Source organism: Plantibacter sp. LMC-P-059a (genome assembly GCF_030209505.1).
Classification (GTDB): Bacteria; Actinomycetota; Actinomycetes; order Actinomycetales; family Microbacteriaceae; genus Plantibacter.
The window spans coordinates 45628-63451 of record NZ_JARVRZ010000005.1 but is presented as its reverse complement, the minus strand read 5'-3'; the positions used below and the strand labels follow the sequence as shown (position 1 = coordinate 63451).

Below are 17824 nucleotides of genomic sequence, written 5' to 3'. Positions count from 1 at the left end.
CCGACACCATGCCGTCGCGCGGCTCAGCCTCGTAGCGCGACGAGCTCGGCGGCACACACCTACAGGCATATAACCGGGGCCGCCGTGGACCGTTCCGACGGAGGCGCGAGGCGCGGAACACGGAACACACACGTCCCCTCCGCGTTGCTGGACTGATGCGGCCGACGGTCGAACGGCCGTAGCGGGGTCGTCCGCAGTGGCATACGCTCCGGAACACACGATGAGGGCGGGACCATGGCGCAACGGTGGGTGCTGGTGCATGAGGGCTCGGTCTATGACCTGCCGTCGCAGGCGGTGGCTCGGTTCATGCAGCGACGGATCAGCAGGGCTCGATCCTCAGGCGAGGCGCTCGCTGTTGCGCATTCCGGTGCCCGGGTCCGTCGACGTCGTGACGGTGGTCATCGACGCGAGCACACGCGTGTCCGTGCGGCCTCGTCGCTACTCATGACGAGCGCACGGGCTCCTGGATGCGCCGAGCGCTTGCTCCTGCAGAGCCTGACGATGCCGACCTGGAGTCTCGGGAACGCTCGTCGCAGGCGGATGGTGCTCGGCCGACAGTTTCCAGGTCATCGACGACTTCTGGATGCGACGAACTCCGGGAAATCGACCGGCTCTATCCCACCTGGGGCGAAGAAGTGGCGGACACAAGCGGCGACACTCGCCTCCAGCTCTTCCGTCGAGAATCCACTGGATGAAGACGTCGACCCGATGGTGAAACCGTCAGCAGGTCCGGTTGGTCCGTTGATCCATGAGAAGTCATAGGCTCGACGTCCGTCTGGCTCTCGGCGCACCTCGACAGAGAAGCGTTCGCCCTCAACGTCGATCAACATTGATGACCAGGGTACGTCCTCATGAGATAGCTAGCGCTTTGAGCATGTACTGCCAGCGACGCTGAGTGATGACAGAAACCCTCCATTCAGCGATACAGTCCACCGGCACGGACCGCGCAACCGAGGACAGAGCGGAAGATCTCATGACTCACAGCGATTCCCACGTGCTGGCGTTTGAACACGTCGGCATCACGGTCGCCGACCTCGACCGAACAGCGTCGTTCTTCTGCGACGTCCTCGGCTTCGAACTGAAGCGCCGGTCGCGCACACACGGTGACGCAGCGCATCACGTCACTGGCGTGGCGGATGCAGACATCCAGCACGTTTTCCTCACCGCTGGCGACCTGGAAGTCGAGCTGCTCGCGTACCAGTCACCCGACCGCCGTGCCGCTGGCGCGCCTGGATCTGAGACGCCGGGGTTGATGCATCTCGCTCTGCGCGTCGACGATCTCCCTGGCATCGTCCAACGAGCTGGAGCGTACGGCTGGGTTCCTCCCGGGCGGCCCCGCCGGATGACAACCGGGCCCCGAACCGGGTTCCTGATGAGTTACCTCCGCGATCAACAGGGCGCGACGCTGGAACTGATCCAGGGCACGACCGATCCCTTCGAAGGTCGCAGCACCAACAGAGATCGTTTTCGAGCTGGTCTGGTCGACTGACGATCGTGCACAGTAAATACGTGAACGAAATCCATGCCGAGCTGAGCCGAGAGGCGACCGAGGCCCTGAACGCCTCGATGCCCGATGCGGTCATCACCGCCAGTCGCGCACGAATCGCGATGTATATGCTCTTCACCGCGTGGCTCCTCGTCCCCGCCTTGGGTTTTTTGGTCGCGATCTTCGGCCCGGCGCTTGTCAACGGCTTCCCTGGCTTCGTCACGGTGGTCGGCCTGATCGTCTTGGTGTTGATAGCGGTGATGGTGACGGCCTTAGTGATCGCCCTCCGCGCCAAGCGAGCATTCAACCAGATCGCTCAGATCATCCAACGTGAACGCCACGCAACCCTCGTCCGCGTCGTGAATCGCCAGATATTCGTGCGCCGCTAGGTCGCCCCGCCGGATCCGCTTCCACGACATGCGGTACACCTGCGCGTCGCTCCTGCTAGCCCAAGGCGTGCAGATGCGCGGGGTCATGGAGATCCTCGGGCACGCCAACATGGCGATCACTTCCGACATCTAATCCCACGTCGCACCGACGACCCTTCGGAACGCCTCAGACGCGATGAATGCCGCGCTCGACTCCCCCGCCGCAGGACCGGAATGACCATGCACGTTCACCGTTGTTCGCTACCGTTCGCGGGGTCGTCGCTACATGCGTTGCTACACGCGTTGCTACACGCGTTGCTACACGCGTTGCTACATTTTCGCGCCTAGCCGGCAGCTGTCGCGCAGTTCGGCCGGTCGGACGGGCCTTTGAGTGGGCAAGAAAATAGCCGCTGACCTGGGTTTTCCAGGGCAACGGCCGGGTGATGCTGGTGGAGCCGCCCAAGGGAATCGAACCCTTGACCTTCTCATTACGAGTGAGATGCTCTGCCGACTGAGCTAGGGCGGCGCGTGCGCTGGTCGCCCGGCGCACGAGTATCCATGTTAGCGCAGCTTTTGCACGGTCGTGTACAGCTCGGCGAAAGAACGACGGATCCGCTCCGCGAGCGACCCGGGGGTCGGCGCATCGGCCCAGCAACGCCACGCGTGGCGGAGACCCGCGAACCCCACCATCGTCATCATCCAACACCGGTCGAACAGGGCTTCCGAGTCCCCCGCGAGCGCGGGCTCGTCGTTCAGCACTCGCCGCTCGACGACCTTGTACAGGCCTTCTTCGAAACCGCGCATGCTCGCGATCCGCGCCCCGAGGAGGTGCGGGTGATCACGCAGTACGTCCTTGCGGAGGTGGTGGATCTCCACGTCCTCGTCGGCATCGCCCACCGTCCGGGCCAACAACTCACCGAGATCGGTGAGGACGTCGGTCGCCGGGCCCGCGGTCAGGAAGGCTTCGAGGGCGTCGCCGTCGGGGATCAACGGGATGTCGCCGATCAGCGCCTCCTCCTTCGTCCCGAAGTAGTTGAAGAAGGTCCGCGGTGAGATCTCCGCCCGCCGGCTCACCTCCTCGACCGTCACGTTCTCGAGGCCGTGCTCCCCCGCGAGCGTCAACACCGCGTGCTGGATCGCCCGACGCGTCGCGAGACGCTTCCGCTCGCGGAGCCCGAGTTCGGCCGGCACCGTCATGGTCATCGAGGTCCCGCGATCAACTGCACATCGGGTCCTTCGACGGGACGGTGCCGTCGATGAGGTACTGGTCGACCGCCTGGTTCACGCAGTCACTGCCCTTGTTGTAGCCGGTGTGCCCCTCGCCCTTGTAGGTGATGAGCTGGCCCTGGTCGAGCTGCTCCGCGAGGTTCTGCGCCCAGACGTACGGGGTGGCCGGGTCGTTGGTCGTTCCGACGACGAGGATCGGAGCGGCACCCTTCGCGTGGATCTCGCCACGCTCGGTCCGCGTCTGGTACGGCCAGTTCGCGCAGAACGTGTCACCGTAGGCCATGTACTCCCCGATCACCGGAGCGGCCTGCTCGAGCTCCTTCGCCTCATCGGCCATCTTCGTCTTGTCGTCGTCGTAGCTGTAGTCGAGGCAGTTGATCGCGTTGAAGGCCTCGGTCTGGTTGTCGGTGTACTTGCCGGAGTCGCCACGGCCGTTGTACCCGTCGGCGAACTGGAACGCGATGTCCGTGCCTCCCTGCGTGACCTCGTCGAACATCCGACTCAGGTACGGCCAGGCGTCTGCCTGGTACAGCGGGTAGATGATCGCGGTGAGCAGCGTGTTGCCGCCGAGCTCGCGACCGTCGTCAGCGGGGATCGGCTTCGCGTCCACCTCGTCGAGGAGGGTCTTGATCTCCGTCATCGCGTCGTCGACCGAACCGGAGAACGGGCAGTCCGTCCCCGACATGCAGTCCTCGAGGTAGGCGCGCAACGCGCTCTCGAAGCCCTTGGCCTGTTCCTTCACCACCTCGAAGTTCGACGTCGACGGATCGATCGCGCCGTCGAGGACGAGACGCCCGACGTTCTTCGGGAAGAGCTCGGCGTAGGTCGCACCGAGGAAGGTGCCGTACGAGTAACCGAGGTAGTAGAGCTGCTTGTCGCCGACGGTAGCGCGGAGCATGTCGAGGTCCTTGGCGGCACTCTGCGTGTCGACGAACTCGAGCATCTTGCCGGTCTCCTCCGCACAGGCGTCACCGAAGTCCTTCGCGGCCTTCTCGTTCGCGGCGATCCACTCGTCGGAGCCTCGCTCACCCGGCGTGACGTCGTACAGGTACGCGTCCATCTCCGAATCACTCAGGCAGGTGACGGGCGTCGACTTGCCGACACCACGAGGGTCGAAGCCGACGACGTCGAAGTTCTCCTGGAGGTCCTTGTCGACCGCGAAGTCGAGGCTGTCGGCGACGAGGCTGTAGCCGGAACCACCCGGGCCGCCGGGGTTCATGAAGAGCGAACCGATCGGCTTGCCGTTCGTCGCCTGGTGACGCACGAGTGCGAGGGACAGCTCGCCGTCGGACGGGTTGTCCCAGTCGATGGGCGCCTTCGCCGTGGCGCACTCGAAGCCGTCGACGCACCCGCTGGTCTTCCAGTCGAGCTTCTGCTCGTAGAAGGGCTTCAGCGCCGCATCGACGTCACTGGTCGACGCCGAGGACGACGGCGTCGGTTCGGCGGCCTTCGGGGGCAGGAACGCCGTGACGCATCCACTCAGCGTGAGGGCCGCCACTGCGAGACCGGCGACGAGCGCGATCCGTGCCGTCCGCCGCGCACCGGGACCCCTGCGGCGGGATCCACCTGCCGGTCCCATCGAGGCCGACGGCTGCTGCCTGGGCGAAGTCACAGAGGCTCCCTACCGGACCGCCGACACGAGCATGGCCTCCAAGGCCAGCGCCGGGGCGACGTTCCCTTCGATTCGTGTTCGGGCGACGGAGATCGCCTCCAAGGTATCGATCGTAACCGCCGGAGTCGTCCGCCGAGCGGCATCCTCCAGTTCCGGACGCAATTCCCGGTTGATGATCGTCGCGTCGTGCCCCAGCTGGAGGAGCACGATGTCGCGATAGAGCGACAGCAGGTCGACCATGATGCGGTCGAGCCCGTCACGGAGACTCCGTGTCGCGCGCCGCTTCTGGTCCTCCTCCATCGCCCGCACCTGCGAGCGGAGAGCGGGAGGAACCGACTGGCCAGGCTCGACCCCGAGCGACCGCAGCGTGCTCTCGCGTTCGGCCTCATCCCGCAACGAGGTGTACGCCTTCGCATCGTCGCCGGCGAGTTCCAGGAGCCGCCCGGCCGTGACGACGGCCTGACCGGCACTGCGGATGTCGAGGACAGCCCGCAGGGTGGACTCACGACGTTGCCGGGCTCCGGGATCGGTCGCCAGACGGTGGGCCATCCCGACGTGACTCTGGGCCTCGCGGGCTGCTCGCTCCGCGATGTCGTGGGCCACACCGTCGCGTCGTTCCAGCAGCTCCGCGACGTCGTCGATGGTCGGCACGCCGAGCCGGACGGAGCGCACGCGGGACCGGATCGTCGGCAGCAGGTCCGCCTCGCTCGGCGCGCACAGGACCCAGATCGTGCTGCTCGGCGGCTCCTCGAGGGACTTGAGCAGCAGGTTGGAGGTGCGCTCCGTCATGCGGTCGGCGTCTTCCACGACCATGACCCGGAAGCGCGCCACCGACGGTGCACGGTACGCGTTGCGGACGAGATCACGGACCTCGTCGATCGTGATGATGACGCGGTCGGTGCTCAGCGCAGAGAGGTCGGGGTGGGTGCGCGCCTCCACCTGCCGGCGAGTGACGTCGTCTCCCCCGGGCTCCCGGCTGAGGAGCGCGGCGGCGAACGCATAGGCAAGGGTCGACCGGCCGGAACCGGGCGGACCGGTGATGAGCCAGGCGTGGGTCAGGCCTTTGGGTTCGACCGGGTCCGACGCGGCCTGCAACAACTCGATCGCGTCGCGTTGACCCGTCAAGTCGGTCCAGGAAGCCATGCCTCAACGATACCGGGCGCCACCGACGGCGGCTGGCGGCGGTGCAGGTATCCGACCCGACGGGCGACGAGCTCGGGGCGCGGCGGGCTGCGCGATCAGAGGAGTGGTGCGATCCGATCGCGGATGTCGGCCGCGAGCTCCTCGGGCGGCAGCGCGGCGTCTACGACGAGGAACCGCTCCGGTTCCGCCGCCGCGAGGGCCAGGAACGATTCGCGCACGCGGGTGTGGAAGTCCTGCGCCTCGGCCTCCAGCCGGTCGAACCGCTTGTTGGCGTTGTCGAGCCGACCTCGGGCGACCGCGACGTCCAGGTCGAGGAGCACGGTGACGTCGGGGAGCAGGTCCTCCGCGGCCCACAGCGAGATGCCCCGGATCTGCGCGGCGTCGAGGACCCGTCCGCTGCCCTGGTAGGCGACGGAGGAGTCGAGGTAGCGGTCCTGCAGCACGATCTCGCCGCGGGCGAGTGCCGGACGCACGACGGTGGCGATGTGGTGGGCACGGTCCGCGGCGTACAGCAGCGCCTCGGCGCGCGGGGAGATGTCGCCGCGATGGTGCAGCACGATCTCGCGGATCTCGACCCCGAGATCGCTCCCACCCGGTTCGCGGGTGCGGACCACGGTGCGACCCTGCTGCTCGAACCAGTCGCTCAGCATGCTCGCCTGCGTCGACTTGCCGACACCGTCTCCGCCCTCGAGGGTGATGAACAACCCTCGGGGCCGCGCTCCCTCGCTCACGTGACGGCGTCGGCCTTCGCCGCAGCCGCCTTGTTGGCGGCACGGGTCGCGGCCGCCTTCTTCGCCGCGGCAGACCGCGCCGTCGACGTCGCCGTCGTGGCCTTCGCCGTGGTCGCCTTGGCCGTCGTGGCCTTCTTGGCGGGCGCCTTCTTCGCGGGGGCCTTCTTGGCCGGAGCCTTCTTGGCCGTCTTCGGCTTCGCAGGGCCCTTCGCGCGCTTGTCCGCCAGCAGCTGGACCGCTCGCTCGAAGTCGACGTCTTCGACCTGTTCGCCGCGAGGGATCGTCGCGTTGGTCACCCCGTCGGTGACGTAGGCGCCGAAACGACCGTCCTTGATCTTGATCGGCTTGCCGCTTTCCGGGTCCGCTTCGAACTCCTTGAGCGCGCTCGACGCCTTCCGGGCGCCGTACTTCGGCTGAGCGAACAGCTCGACCGCGCCGGGGAGGTCGACGGTGAAGATGTCGTCCTCGGAGGTGAGCGACCGGGTGTCGGTGCCCTTCTTCAAGTAGGGACCGTATCGGCCGTTCTGCGCCAGGATCTCTTCACCGGACTCGGGGTCCGCTCCGACGACACGTGGCAGGTCGAGGAGCTTGAGCGCGGTCTCGAGGTCGATCGTCGCGAGGTCCATCGACTTGAAGAGCGAAGCCGTGCGGGGCTTCTCCGCCGCCGCCTTCTTCTTGGCGGGAGCCTTCTTCTTCGCGCCGGCTGCCGGCTCGGTGACCTCGCCGGTCGCCGTGTCGACGGAGAGTTCCGCCTCGGGCTCCGGGTCGAGTTCCGTGATGTACGGGCCGAACCGGCCGTCCTTCGCGACGATCTCCTTGCCGGTGGCCGGGTTCAGGCCGATGACGCGGTCGCCCACGACGGGCGCGTCGATGAGTTCGTGCGCCTTCTCCGGCGTCAGCTCGTCCGGTGCGAGATCCTCGGGCAGGTTGACGCGACGCGGCGTCGGGCCTTCCTCACCCTCAGCGGGCGGCGGGCCGTCCGGCGTGACCTCGAGGTACGGGCCATACTTGCCGATCCGCAGCGTGACCCCGTCGTCGATGACGATCGAGTTGATGCGGCGAGCGTCGATGTCGCCGAGGTTGTCGATCACCTGGCGGAGGCCACGGCCGGCGGTGTCGCCGAAGTAGAAGCCCTTGAGCCAGTCGACGCGATCGACCGTTCCCCCAGCGATGCGGTCGAGGTCGTTCTCCATCTCCGCGGTGAAGTCGTACTCGACGAGTTCCTCGAAGTACTCCTCCAGCAGCCGGACGACGCTGAACGCCACCCAGCTCGGGATGAGCGCCTGGCCGCGCTGCGTCACATAACCGCGGTCGATGATCGTGGAGATGATCGACGCGAACGTCGAGGGTCGGCCGATGCCGAGCTCCTCGAGGCGCTTCACGAGGCTGGCCTCGGTGTAGCGCGGCGGTGGCGAGGTCTCGTGGCCCTTCGCCTCCGGGTCGGCGACACCGAGCTGCTGCCCCTCGGTCAGCGGTGGCAGCTTCGCCTCGGCGGCGTCCTCCTGGGAGTTGCGGTCCTCGTCCTGACCCTCCTCGTACGCGGCGAGGAAGCCACGGAAGGTGATGACGGTACCCGACGCGGTGAACTCGGCTCGGCCGACCTCGGTCGCGGCCTCGAGCGTGATCGTCGCCGTCGAGCCCTTGGCGTCGGCCATCTGGCTGGCGACGGTGCGCTTCCAGATGAGGTCGTAGAGCTTGAAGTCGTTGCCGCGGAGCGTCGAGGAGAGCGACGACGGGGTGCGGAAGGTGTCGCCGGAAGGCCGGATCGCCTCGTGCGCCTCCTGCGCGTTCTTGCTCTTGCCGCTGTACAGGCGCGGCTTGTCCGGAACCGTCTCGGCTCCGTAGAGCGACGCCGCCTGCTTGCGCGCCGCATCGATCGCCTGCTTGCTCAGCGACGGCGAGTCGGTACGCATATAGGTGATGTAGCCGTTCTCGTAGAGCGACTGCGCGACGCTCATCGTCTGGCGGGCGGAGAACCGGAGCTTCCGGCCCGCCTCCTGCTGCAACGTCGAGGTGGTGAACGGCGCTGCCGGTCGACGGGAGTACGGCTTCGACTCGACCGAGAGGACGGTCGCCTTCGACTGCTCGAGTGCTGCGGCGAGCGCCGTGGCGCGCTGTTCGTCGAGCGGGACGGCGCTGCCCTTGAGCTGGCCGAGGTCGTCGAAGTCGCGGCCGGTGGCGACGCGGTCGCCGTCGAGGCGGACGAGGCGGGCGGTGAAGGGTACACCGGTGGCGTCTTCGCCCGGGAGGAAGCGGGCGATGACGTCCCAGTAGGAGGCGGCGCGGAACGCGAGGCGCTCACGCTCGCGGTCGACGACGAGTCGGGTCGCGGCGGACTGCACGCGTCCCGCGCTCAGTCCGGGACCGACCTTGCGCCAGAGCACCGGGGAGATCTCGTACCCGTAGAGGCGGTCGAGGATGCGGCGGGTCTCCTGGGCGTCGACGAGGTCGGTGTCCAGGGGGCGCGTCTTGTCCTTGGCGGCGAGGATGGCGTCCTTGGTGATCTCGTGGAACACCATGCGGCTGACCGGGACCTTGGGCTGCAGGACCTGCAGGAGATGCCAGGCGATCGCCTCGCCTTCGCGGTCCTCATCAGTCGCGAGGAGGAGTTCGTCGGCGTTCTTGAGGGCGCGTTTGAGGTCCGCGACGGTCTTCTTCTTCGCGTCCGAGACGACGTAGTACGGCTCGAAGCCGTTGTCGACGTCGACCGAGAACTTGCCGAGGGAGCCCTTCTTGAGCTCGGCGGGAAGGTTCTTCGGCTCGATGAGATCGCGGATGTGCCCGACCGAGGACAACACCTCGTAATCGTCACCGAGGTATCCGGCGATCGACTTCATCTTGGTCGGTGACTCTACGATCACGAGTTTCTTGCCTGCCACGAGGCTCCTTCCATCAGCGACACCATACACACGTGCACGGCAGGCTTGTCCAATCGGGAGGCGGGCCACTCGGGTGTCCATCCCCTTGCGTTCTGCGGCGTTGGGAGCAGAATGTGTCCCATGAGTACCCAGACGAACTACACCGTGAAGTTGACCGACGGTCCGCTGGAGGGCAAGACGATCAGCGCCCCGCTCACCGATCAGGGGTCGCCGAAGCCCACCGTCGACGTGCCGAGTGGCACGGCCGGCAAGGTCTACCGGTACGCCCGCACGACCGGCGAGGAGTACGACGACTCGGGAGCACCGAGTGCCGTCGACTACCGCTTCCTGGAGGCGGTCTTCACGACCGGATCCGACCAGCCCTGACCTGTTGCGCCGGTACCTCTTAATACGGTGCGTTTCCGGGTGTGCCGTTCGGTCACCCTGGGGCGTCCGGAGGCGGGCCTGCCCTCGCCGCGACCGTGATGGTACCGAGCGGGGTCTCGACGATGGCGTCGAGGACGACCGTCGCCCCCTCGATGGTGCATGCCCCGAGCGTGGCCTGATTGCGGGACGCGACGATGCGTGCGGTGTCGCACGGGAAGCCCGGGACGCGTCCGGACAGGGTGTCCGCGGCGGCCAACGCGGCGGCGTCCGCCGCGTTGGCCGCTCGCTGATGCCCGGTGAGCAGGGTCGCCACCGGGAGGGTGGCGAGGAGGAGGGCGACGAGGGCGCCCATGATGCCCACCGCCAGCACAGAGCCTGCGCCGGTCTCCTCGCGGAACCCGGCTGCCCCGAGCCTGCCGCGGCAGCGGCGCTTCATCGTCCGCCGGCCAGGGCACAGGAGGACACCGAGATCGGGATCAGCGCTGCGAGGCCCGAACCACCTGCGGCGTCGACCTGCACGCAGACGAGGTCGCCCTCCGTGCTGCTGGCGGTGGTCGCCCCCGGCAGCGCCTGCGAGACCCGGCCCGCCGCCGTTCCGCCGTCCTCGCCGCGTCCCAGGCTGCGGGCGGCGTCGGCGGCGGCATCGGTCGCGCGGAGCTGGGTCAGGCCCACCTGGATGGCGGACAGCCCCATCGCCAGCACGAGGACGACGGCTGGGACCACAACGGCGAATTCCGCTGTGACGGAGCCGGCCTCGGAGTGGAGCGCTCGGTGCCACCGCTGCACCGTTCAACCGTTCGCCGTGAGCGCGCGACGGATGAGGTCGGTGAGGATGCCTCGCACCTCGTCGCCTCGGAGGATGGCGACGAGGAGCCCTGCGAAGCCGACGGCCGCCATCGTCGCCACGGCGTATTCCGCCGTCGCCGACCCTCGCTCGTCCCGGAGGAGGCGTCGCGCCTCGCACACGATGTCCTGCTCGATCCGGCTTCCGATCCTGATCATGATGTTCCTTCCCTGCACCGGAGTGCTGTGTCCGTGGCACGAACACCTCCATGGTCCCTGGCGGTGGGAGTCGTCGGACCGACGAGCGGCTCGAGACGGACACGAGCCCTCGACGGGCGGCTTGTGGAGCGACTTCCGTTGCACCCGGACGCTATTCATGGTTGAGTAATAGTCGTGGATGAACAGCTGGCGGGACACGACTCGCAACTCCTCCGAGGGGTGTTGCCGATGCTGATCCTGTCGACCGTGCAGCGCGGCGAGACGTACGGGTACGAGCTCGTGGAGCAGTTGCGCGCGCTCGGCCTGACGGACCTCGCCACGGGGGTCGTGTACCCGGTCCTCAGCCGGTTCGAGCGCGACGGCCTGGTGACCGGACGCCGGGTCGCGTCCCCTGGCGGACCGGCACGGAAGTACTACGCGATCACCGAACGAGGAGCAGCGGCGAGGCTCGATGCCATCGCACGCTGGCGGGCGATGACCGACATCGCCGAGCGAGGACTGGACCCAGAGGGAGCCCGACCATGACCGATCGCAAGACCACTCCGACGGGGGAGCTCTCCGCCGAAGCCACCCCGCACCGCCCGGGTGCTGCGGACCGATGGCGTCGCGACGCCTACCTGCAGCGCGTGGACTGGCACCTCGAGGCCGTCGTGTCCGGGCGCGAACGCCGGTCGATCGTTCAATCGCTCCGCGAGGACCTCACGGCCGAGCAGAGGCCGATGGTCGCAGCCCTCGCCGACCTCGGCGCTCCCCGAGCACTCGCCGCCCGATACGCGGAAGACCCGACACGGCTTCGGCCTGTGTGGTCGATCGGGGTCATCTGGGGTGGCGTCGCGATCCTCGCCTACTGGTGCGCCTTCGCGCTGTTCACGCTCGGGATGCTCTCGGTCGTCGAGCAGTCGACACTCACCGAGGCACACGCGCGGTTCTTCTTCGTCGACGTCCTCGCGTTCGCCGGTCCGGACGGTATCGGCGTGGGATGGAGCGGCGACCTGGCCTGGCTCCTCGTGCCGACGGTGATCCTCGCGGTCGGCGTCCTCCTCGGCGCCAGGTCCTGGCGCGCACTGCGACGTCGGTGACGGCGAGGCGTCCACACCAGCCACGACCCGGGCTCAGAACCCCAGCGCGGTCGAGGTGAGGACGCTCAGGAGGAGCGGGGCCACACCAACGAGCAGGAAGGCGGGCAGGACGCAGACGCCGAGTGGGATCATCAGGCGCGTCGCGAGGACCGCGGCGGCGCGCTCACCGTCGGAACGGGCCTGATCGCGCTGCTGCTGCGCCTCGCTCCGGAGCAGTTCGCCTGCCGGGACACCCGCCCTGGCCGACAGCGCCAGCACCCCGGCGATCGCCCGCTCGTCGTAGGGGACGCGGAATCGCTCGCAAGCCTCCTCGACGATCGCCCGTGCGGCCGGAGCAGCACCGCCGCCCGCCATCGCGACTGCGACGAGGTCGAGCGACAGCCCGGGGGCCGGATCCCGCCTGGCTGCCCGAGCACTCAGCGACGCGCTCCACCGTGCGCCGAGCACGAGGAACCCCACGCCGACGACGAGGCAGCCGAGCCCGGGTCCTGTCGCGAAGAGCGTCCGGAGGGTGTCGAAGCCGAGTGCCATCCCGAGGAGGACGGCCACGACCGGCAACCAGAGCACGAGCCGCGCGGTGGCCGCCGGACCAGCGAGCGCCGTGCCCACGTCTCGAGCGATCCGATCCAGCTCCCGCAACGACCCGGCCAGGTCCCGGAGGCAGACCCCGAGCGGCGCGCCACTGATGGAGGCGACCTGCCACGCGGCAGCCAAGCCCGCCCATGCCGTGCGGGCACCGGCGCTCGACTCCTGCTCGGCGATGGCGGCGATGGCCTCCGGCATGTCCCCGCCGCGGACCGCCGCGTCGGCCACGGCGGCAAGCGCGTCCGCATCCGAGCCCACCTGTGGCCCCGGGTCCACCAGGCCGACATTCGACGCGTCGTCATGGACAGGCTCGAGGGCATCGGCCGTCGTGACGCCGCTCTGCTGGCCGGCAGCTGCGGCGAGATGCGTCCAGGCACTGCCGGGCGCGACACCCGCGCCGAGCAGCACGGCCAGACGGCGCGTGGTGCGGGCGACCCGCGCGGGACCGTCGTCCTCCGGCGGGGTCGCGCCGGGGATCGCCGCGAGCACGGGGCGAAGCCACCGAGGGGTGATCACGGCAACTCCTCGACCGCGAGACGATCCCGTTCGTCGAGCACGAGCCGTCCGACGGCGACCACCTGCCTCCCGGCCGGAAGCCGAGCGAGATGAACGATGAGCCCGATGGCGCTCGTCGCCTGACGCGCGACGGCCTCCTGGCTCATACCGGCGAGCGCACCGAGTGCTTCGAGTCTGGCTGGGACGTCCGTCAACGAGTTCGCGTGCAGGGTGCCCGCGCCGCCGTCGTGGCCGGTGTTGAGCGCCGAGAGCAGTTCCCGTACCTCGGGGCCGCGACATTCGCCGAGGACGAGGCGGTCGGGCCGCATGCGGAGCGCCTCGCGCAGGAGGCGCTCGAGGTCGATACCGCCCGCACCCTCGAGGTTCGCCTGGCGGGACTGCAGCGCGACGACGTGCGGGTGGAGGATCCGGAGCTCGGCGACGTCCTCGATCACGACGAGCCGTTCAGCCGGCGGCGCGAGCCCGAGCAGGGCGCCGAGCAGGGTCGTCTTCCCGGAACCTCCGGCACCGGTGACGAGGATGTTCACGCGCGTGGTCACCGCCTCACGCAGGAGGTCGGCGACGGTGGACGGGAACATGCCGGCAGCCTGCAGGGCTTCGAATCCCAGGGCCTCGTCGCGGGGAACCCGGATGGACAACAGGGTGCCTCTGGTGGAGACCGGTGGCAGCACCACGTGGACGCGGATGCCGTCCTGCAGCCGCACGTCGACGCAGGGTGTCGCTTCGTCGACATGGCGTCCGCCACGCGCCACGAGACGGATGGCCAGCGCACGGATGGTCGCCTCGTCCGACCTCCATCCGGCCTCGCGGACGAGACCGGCACCGTGGTCGAGCCAAAGGCCGGACGTCCCGTTCACGAAGAGGTCGGTGACCCCCGGGTCGGCGAGGTAGGGCGCGAGGGTGCCGAAATCGGCGAGCGCCGTCACCCCGCGCGACTCCTCTGCGCGGGTGGCTCCGGCATCGTCCACCGCTTGCGGCGGATCGGGTGGGGTGGTGTCGGGCGGCACGGAGACGACGAAACGTTCGGACATGCGGCGAGCGTAGGCGTGGCAGGGACGGCGGCCCCGGTTGGACGAGGCGACCGGCGATGGTGGCGCGGGTGAGGACGACTGTGGAGCGGTGTCCTACCGGGACGAGTTCAGCGGCGCAGACTCCGCGCGAGCGGCCGGTCGATCGGCCAGCTCCTCGACGCGTCGGCCCGGCTCAGCGCCCGATCGTCGACGCGCGCACGATGAGATCCGCGGCGATCACGGGCGCCGGTGCCGCCGTCCGACCCTCGATCTGGGCGAGGAGTTGCTCGGCCCCCACACGGCCGAGTGCCTCACCGGGCAGGCGCACGCTGGTGAGCGGCGGATCGCTGACGACGGACGACGCGAGGTCGTCGAACCCGACCACGGCGAGCTCGCCCGGTACCGGCATGCCCATCGCCCGAGCCGATTGCAGCACCCCGTAGGCGTGGGTGTCGGTCGCGCACACGAGCGCCGTCACCCCGGCGTCGCGCCACCGCGGCCAGCTGTCGACGAACGCTTCCGCCGCCGCAGCCAGGTCGATGAGGCTCTCTGCCCGGTCGTCCGCGTGCACCCGCATCCCGCGGAGCGCAGCCTCGCGTTCGAGGAGCAGCCGGCGGAGGCGGAAGGTGTCCGTTGCCGTCCGCCCACCGAGGTAGCCGAGCTGGCGGTGCCCGAGCACGTGCAGGTGGTCGAGGAGTGCCCGGACCCCGCCGAGGAGGTCGAAGTCGACCGAGACGGCGCGGCGTTCCGTCGACGGGGCACCCGATGCCGCCTCGGCCGTCGATGCGGGAAGCCGAGGCGCGTCGAGGAGCACGAGCGGGGTGTCGAGCCGCAACTCGTCGAGGAAGGCCTCACTCGGGGCGTCGACCACCACCCCGGCCGGCCGGAGCGCCGCCAGCCGTCCGAGGGCTGCGGCGGTGGGGACGTCGCCCTCCCCCGTCACCGACACGAGGAGCTGGTAGGTGTCGCCGAGCCCCTCACGGAGCCCGCGGATGACGGCGCCGAAGTACGGGTTCGAGGCGTCCGGGGTGACGAAGACGACGAGGTTGCTCGATCCACTCGCGAGCGCTCGAGCGGCGTGGTCGGCGACGTACCCGAGCTCCGCGATCGCCTGACGGACCCGCTCGGCGTTCTGGGCCGACACGTGACCGGCGTCCTTCCCGTTGGCGACGAGCGACACGGTCGCGACCGACGTCCCCGCACGCTGCGCGACCATCGCGGCGGTCACCCGACGGGCACCACGCGGGCTGGGATCGTTCGACGCGTCAGTCACCCGTCGATCGTATCGGGCACCGGAGCCTCGGTTCCGATGACCCGGTTTGGCGAACCTAAAGCGCTTGACGTAAGCTGCTCGCGGCGCACCTGAAGCGCTTTACGTCCGTCGCGGCTCGCACCGCGCCGGCACCCCAACGATGTGGAGAACCATGCCCCGCAAGATCATCCTCGACTGCGACCCCGGCCACGACGACGCGATCGCCATCCTCCTGGCGCACGGCAACCCGGAGATCGAGCTCCTCGCCGTCACCACCGTCGTCGGCAACCAGACGCTTCCGAAGGTCACCCGGAACGCCCTCGCCGTCGCCCGCATCGCCGGGATCACCGACGTGCCCTTCGCAGCCGGAGCCGACCGCCCCCTCGTGCGTCCGCTCGAGAACGCCCCGGACATCCACGGCGAGTCGGGCATGGACGGCCCCGTCCTCCCCGACCCCGCGATCGAGCTCGACCAGCGGCACGCCGTCGACCTCATCATCGACCTCGTGATGTCGCACGAGCCGGGTGAGATCACCCTCGTACCGACCGGCGGCCTGACGAACATCGCCCTCGCCGCCCGCAAGGAGCCGCAGATCGTGGACCGCGTGAAGGAGGTCGTCCTCATGGGCGGCGGGTATCACGTCGGCAACTGGTCGGCGGTCGCCGAGTTCAACATCAAGATCGACCCGGAAGCCGCGCACATCGTCTTCAACGAGTCCTGGCCCGTCGTGATGGTCGGCCTCGACCTGACGCACCAGGCACTCGCGACGCCCGAGGTCGTCGAGCGCATCGCCGCCGTCGGCACCGCCCCGGCGCGGTTCGTCGTGGAGCTGCTCGAGTTCTTCGGCACCACCTACAAGGACGCGCAGGGCTTCGACAGTCCACCCGTGCACGACCCGTGCGCCGTCGCCTACGTGATCGACCCGACGATCGTGCGCACCGTCAAGGTCCCGATCGACATCGAGCTCACCGGCACGCTCACGCTCGGCATGACGGTCGCCGACTTCCGCCACCCCGCGCCGGACGACTGCAGCACGTGGGCTGCGACGGACCTCGATCACGCCCGCTTCTGGGGGCTCGTCACCGACGCGCTCGAGAACATCGGGCAGGTCGAGCTGTGAGCGCCGCGCCCGGCACCACCGGTGCGACGCCCGCGGTCCGCGTCGGCGCGCTCATGGCGGCGCTACTCGCAGCGTGCGTGGCCTTCCAGCTGAACGCCAGCATGCTGAGCCCGGCGCTCGTGAGCATGGCGCGTGAGCTCAACACCGACGACGCCACCATCGGCCTCTCGCAGACGATGTTCTTCACCACCGCCGCACTGTTCTCCGTCTTCCTCCCCCGCCTCAGCGACATCGTCGGCCGCAAGCGCGTCCTCACCGGGATGCTCGTCGTCATGCTCGTCGGCACCGTCGTCGCAGCCTTGGCCGTCAACGTCGAGATGCTGTTCGTCGGCCGCATCATCCAGGGCGTCTCCGGTCCGGTCGTGCCCATCACCCTGCTCATGCTGCGGGCCGAGGTCACCGACCCCAAGCGCTACGGCGCCATGATGGGGCTCATCACCGCGGTCAACGGTGGCATCGCCGGGATCGACGCCCTCGCCGGCGGCTGGCTGGTCACGAACCACGGCTTCCGGTCCGTCTTCTGGACCATGGCCGTCGTCGCAGCCGTCGCGATCGTCTTCGTCATCCTGTGGGCGGCGAACTCGCAGCCCTCGAAGGGCACGCGGATGGACTGGTGGGGCGTGCTCCCGCTCGTCGTGTCGATCGCCGCACTCCTCACCGCGTTCAACGAGGCCGGCAAGCTCGCAGCGGCGAACTGGTTGCTCGTCGGCGGGTTCATCGTGGTCGCCCTCGTCGCGTTCGCGATCTTCTGGACCGTCGAGAACCGCGTCGCGGAACCGCTCGTGGCCACCAGGTACCTTCGTCAGCGCGGCACGTGGGCGCTCCTCCTGACGACCCTGCTCACCATGACGGGCGTGTTCGCCGTGGTCAACGGCCTCGTCACCTCCCTCGCGCAGAACGCCGACGCCGGGTTCAGCATGGAGGCCGACCTCGCGTCCCTCGCGTTCCTCACCCCGTACGCCCTCGTCGGATGGATCGTCGGTCCGTTCGCCGGTCGTCTCGCGCCGACCATCGGCTACCTGAACGTGCTCCGCATCGGGCTCGTCGGCAGCATCGTCTCGATCGTCGTCATGGCCCTCGTCGGCGTCCACTCCCTGCCGGTCCTCATCGCGACGACGGTCCTCATCGGGGCGACGTACGCGGGCATCGGCAACATCATGCTGAACGGGCTCGGCATCGTCCTGTCGCCGAAGGAGAACCCGGGGTTCCTGCCCGGGCTGAACGCGGGTGCCTTCAACCTGGGCGCCGGTCTCAGCTTCGTCGTGCTTCCCGCGGTGCAGATCGCCGTGGCGCCGAATGGTGGGACGTCGACCGCGGGATACACGAGTGCCATGCTGGTCGGCGCGGGGATCACCGCCGTCGCCCTGCTGGTCTCGTTCCTCATCCCGAAGCCGGCGAGCGCCGAGGTCCGTTCCGCCGATGCCGGTTCGGCGAGCTGAGAGAGGGGC

The 17824-nt window shown here is 69.0% G+C and carries 19 protein-coding genes and 1 tRNA gene; 8 read left to right on the top strand and 12 right to left on the bottom strand.

The genetic code is table 11. From position 1 onward, the window contains the following. The first annotated feature begins 898 nt into the window (after positions 1 to 898). The 3 genes from QRN27_RS12680 to QRN27_RS18355 are packed head-to-tail and all read left to right on the top strand — an operon-like array spanning position 899 to position 2008. A complete protein-coding gene (locus QRN27_RS12680) occupies positions 899 to 1489 on the top strand; it encodes a VOC family protein (protein ID WP_285042532.1) in 591 nt (196 codons plus the stop codon). Positions 1490 to 1509: 20 nt separating this feature from the next. Beyond that, entirely contained in the window at positions 1510 to 1875 is a 366-nt protein-coding gene (locus QRN27_RS12675; protein WP_285037370.1) for a hypothetical protein, read from the top strand. Next, positions 1850 to 2008, top strand: a complete 159-nt coding sequence (locus QRN27_RS18355) for a tyrosine-type recombinase/integrase (RefSeq protein ID WP_350224101.1) — start codon at positions 1850 to 1852, stop codon at positions 2006 to 2008. The genes QRN27_RS12675 and QRN27_RS18355 overlap by 26 nt, the downstream gene beginning before the upstream one ends. Before the next feature lie 296 nt (positions 2009 to 2304). On the opposite strand, the gene QRN27_RS12670 is transcribed toward QRN27_RS18355, so the two are convergent. The 6 genes from QRN27_RS12670 to topA form a co-directional block, all read right to left on the bottom strand. Further along, positions 2305 to 2380: transfer RNA gene (locus QRN27_RS12670), tRNA-Thr, on the bottom strand. Positions 2381 to 2415: 35 nt separating this feature from the next. Beyond that, on the bottom strand, positions 2416 to 3057 hold the full coding sequence (locus tag QRN27_RS12665; protein WP_056776292.1) for a TetR/AcrR family transcriptional regulator: 642 nt from the start codon (positions 3055 to 3057) through the stop codon (positions 2416 to 2418). A 13-nt stretch (positions 3058 to 3070) separates the two neighbouring features. Beyond that, complete coding sequence (locus QRN27_RS12660) at positions 3071 to 4693, bottom strand: alpha/beta hydrolase (RefSeq protein WP_350224100.1); 1623 nt, start codon at positions 4691 to 4693, stop codon at positions 3071 to 3073. A gap of 9 nt (positions 4694 to 4702) precedes the next feature. Continuing rightward, positions 4703 to 5836 carry a DNA polymerase III subunit delta' gene (locus QRN27_RS12655; RefSeq protein WP_056014551.1) on the bottom strand — a complete coding sequence of 378 codons (1134 nt, stop codon included), beginning with the start codon at positions 5834 to 5836 and terminating at the stop codon, positions 4703 to 4705. A gap of 95 nt (positions 5837 to 5931) precedes the next feature. Further along, complete coding sequence (tmk, locus tag QRN27_RS12650; protein WP_285042531.1) at positions 5932 to 6567, bottom strand: dTMP kinase; 636 nt, start codon at positions 6565 to 6567, stop codon at positions 5932 to 5934. After that, the gene (gene topA, locus QRN27_RS12645) at positions 6564 to 9446 is read right to left on the bottom strand and encodes a type I DNA topoisomerase (protein WP_285042530.1); all 2883 of its coding nucleotides are present in this window, start codon (positions 9444 to 9446) and stop codon (positions 6564 to 6566) included. The genes tmk and topA overlap by 4 nt, the downstream gene beginning before the upstream one ends. Positions 9447 to 9566: 120 nt before the next feature. On the opposite strand from topA, the gene QRN27_RS12640 reads away from it, so the two are divergent. Further along, on the top strand, positions 9567 to 9812 hold the full coding sequence (locus QRN27_RS12640) for a DUF8847 domain-containing protein (protein ID WP_056014545.1): 246 nt from the start codon (positions 9567 to 9569) through the stop codon (positions 9810 to 9812). A gap of 52 nt (positions 9813 to 9864) precedes the next feature. On the opposite strand, the gene QRN27_RS12635 is transcribed toward QRN27_RS12640, so the two are convergent. From QRN27_RS12635 to QRN27_RS12625, 3 genes are read right to left on the bottom strand one after another with little or no spacing between them, the layout of a single operon-like run. Then, a complete protein-coding gene (locus QRN27_RS12635) occupies positions 9865 to 10248 on the bottom strand; it encodes an Rv3654c family TadE-like protein (RefSeq protein WP_285042529.1) in 384 nt (127 codons plus the stop codon). Continuing rightward, positions 10245 to 10598: a TadE family type IV pilus minor pilin gene (locus tag QRN27_RS12630; RefSeq protein ID WP_285042528.1), complete on the bottom strand. Its 354-nt coding sequence runs from the start codon at positions 10596 to 10598 to the stop codon at positions 10245 to 10247. The genes QRN27_RS12635 and QRN27_RS12630 overlap by 4 nt, the downstream gene beginning before the upstream one ends. Before the next feature lie 3 nt (positions 10599 to 10601). Then, a complete protein-coding gene (locus QRN27_RS12625) occupies positions 10602 to 10814 on the bottom strand; it encodes a DUF4244 domain-containing protein (RefSeq protein ID WP_194670891.1) in 213 nt (70 codons plus the stop codon). A gap of 174 nt (positions 10815 to 10988) precedes the next feature. On the opposite strand from QRN27_RS12625, the gene QRN27_RS12620 reads away from it, so the two are divergent. Together QRN27_RS12620 and QRN27_RS12615 are read left to right on the top strand one after the other, a co-directional pair. Beyond that, positions 10989 to 11339, top strand: coding sequence for a PadR family transcriptional regulator (locus QRN27_RS12620; RefSeq protein WP_285042527.1), 351 nt, complete (start codon positions 10989 to 10991; stop codon positions 11337 to 11339). Then, positions 11336 to 11893, top strand: coding sequence for a hypothetical protein (locus QRN27_RS12615; protein WP_285042526.1), 558 nt, complete (start codon positions 11336 to 11338; stop codon positions 11891 to 11893). Before QRN27_RS12620 ends, QRN27_RS12615 begins: the two co-directional genes overlap by 4 nt. Positions 11894 to 11926: 33 nt before the next feature. Here QRN27_RS12615 and QRN27_RS12610 read toward each other — a convergent pair whose 3' ends face one another. The 3 genes from QRN27_RS12610 to QRN27_RS12600 all read right to left on the bottom strand — a co-directional run bounded on the left by QRN27_RS12610 (position 11927) and on the right by QRN27_RS12600 (position 15277). Beyond that, positions 11927 to 12994 carry a type II secretion system F family protein gene (locus QRN27_RS12610; RefSeq protein ID WP_285042525.1) on the bottom strand — a complete coding sequence of 356 codons (1068 nt, stop codon included), beginning with the start codon at positions 12992 to 12994 and terminating at the stop codon, positions 11927 to 11929. Then, complete coding sequence (locus QRN27_RS12605; protein WP_285042524.1) at positions 12991 to 14025, bottom strand: TadA family conjugal transfer-associated ATPase; 1035 nt, start codon at positions 14023 to 14025, stop codon at positions 12991 to 12993. The genes QRN27_RS12610 and QRN27_RS12605 overlap by 4 nt, the downstream gene beginning before the upstream one ends. Positions 14026 to 14197: 172 nt before the next feature. After that, positions 14198 to 15277 carry a LacI family DNA-binding transcriptional regulator gene (locus QRN27_RS12600; RefSeq protein WP_285042523.1) on the bottom strand — a complete coding sequence of 360 codons (1080 nt, stop codon included), beginning with the start codon at positions 15275 to 15277 and terminating at the stop codon, positions 14198 to 14200. Between the two features lie 151 nt (positions 15278 to 15428). Between QRN27_RS12600 and uriH the strand changes: the two genes are divergently transcribed. Both uriH and uriT read left to right on the top strand, forming a co-directional pair. Continuing rightward, positions 15429 to 16376: a uridine-preferring nucleoside hydrolase UriH gene (uriH, locus tag QRN27_RS12595; protein WP_285042522.1), complete on the top strand. Its 948-nt coding sequence runs from the start codon at positions 15429 to 15431 to the stop codon at positions 16374 to 16376. Further along, positions 16373 to 17815 (top strand): uridine transporter UriT, encoded by a 1443-nt coding sequence (gene uriT, locus QRN27_RS12590; RefSeq protein WP_502929524.1) that lies wholly within the window; start codon positions 16373 to 16375, stop codon positions 17813 to 17815. Before uriH ends, uriT begins: the two co-directional genes overlap by 4 nt. Positions 17816 to 17824: the final 9 nt, after the last annotated feature.

Coding starts and splice junctions, on each gene's coding strand:
- QRN27_RS12680 (WP_285042532.1), top strand. CDS start 899: ATGACAGAAACCCTCCATTCAGCGATACAGTCCACCGGCACGGACCGC.
- QRN27_RS12640 (WP_056014545.1), top strand. CDS start 9,567: ATGAGTACCCAGACGAACTACACCGTGAAGTTGACCGACGGTCCGCTG.
- QRN27_RS12655 (WP_056014551.1), bottom strand. CDS start 5,836: ATGGCTTCCTGGACCGACTTGACGGGTCAACGCGACGCGATCGAGTTG.
- QRN27_RS12615 (WP_285042526.1), top strand. CDS start 11,336: ATGACCGATCGCAAGACCACTCCGACGGGGGAGCTCTCCGCCGAAGCC.
- QRN27_RS12665 (WP_056776292.1), bottom strand. CDS start 3,057: ATGACCATGACGGTGCCGGCCGAACTCGGGCTCCGCGAGCGGAAGCGT.
- QRN27_RS12625 (WP_194670891.1), bottom strand. CDS start 10,814: ATGATCAGGATCGGAAGCCGGATCGAGCAGGACATCGTGTGCGAGGCG.
- QRN27_RS12605 (WP_285042524.1), bottom strand. CDS start 14,025: ATGTCCGAACGTTTCGTCGTCTCCGTGCCGCCCGACACCACCCCACCC.
- QRN27_RS12635 (WP_285042529.1), bottom strand. CDS start 10,248: ATGAAGCGCCGCTGCCGCGGCAGGCTCGGGGCAGCCGGGTTCCGCGAG.
- uriH (WP_285042522.1), top strand. CDS start 15,429: ATGCCCCGCAAGATCATCCTCGACTGCGACCCCGGCCACGACGACGCG.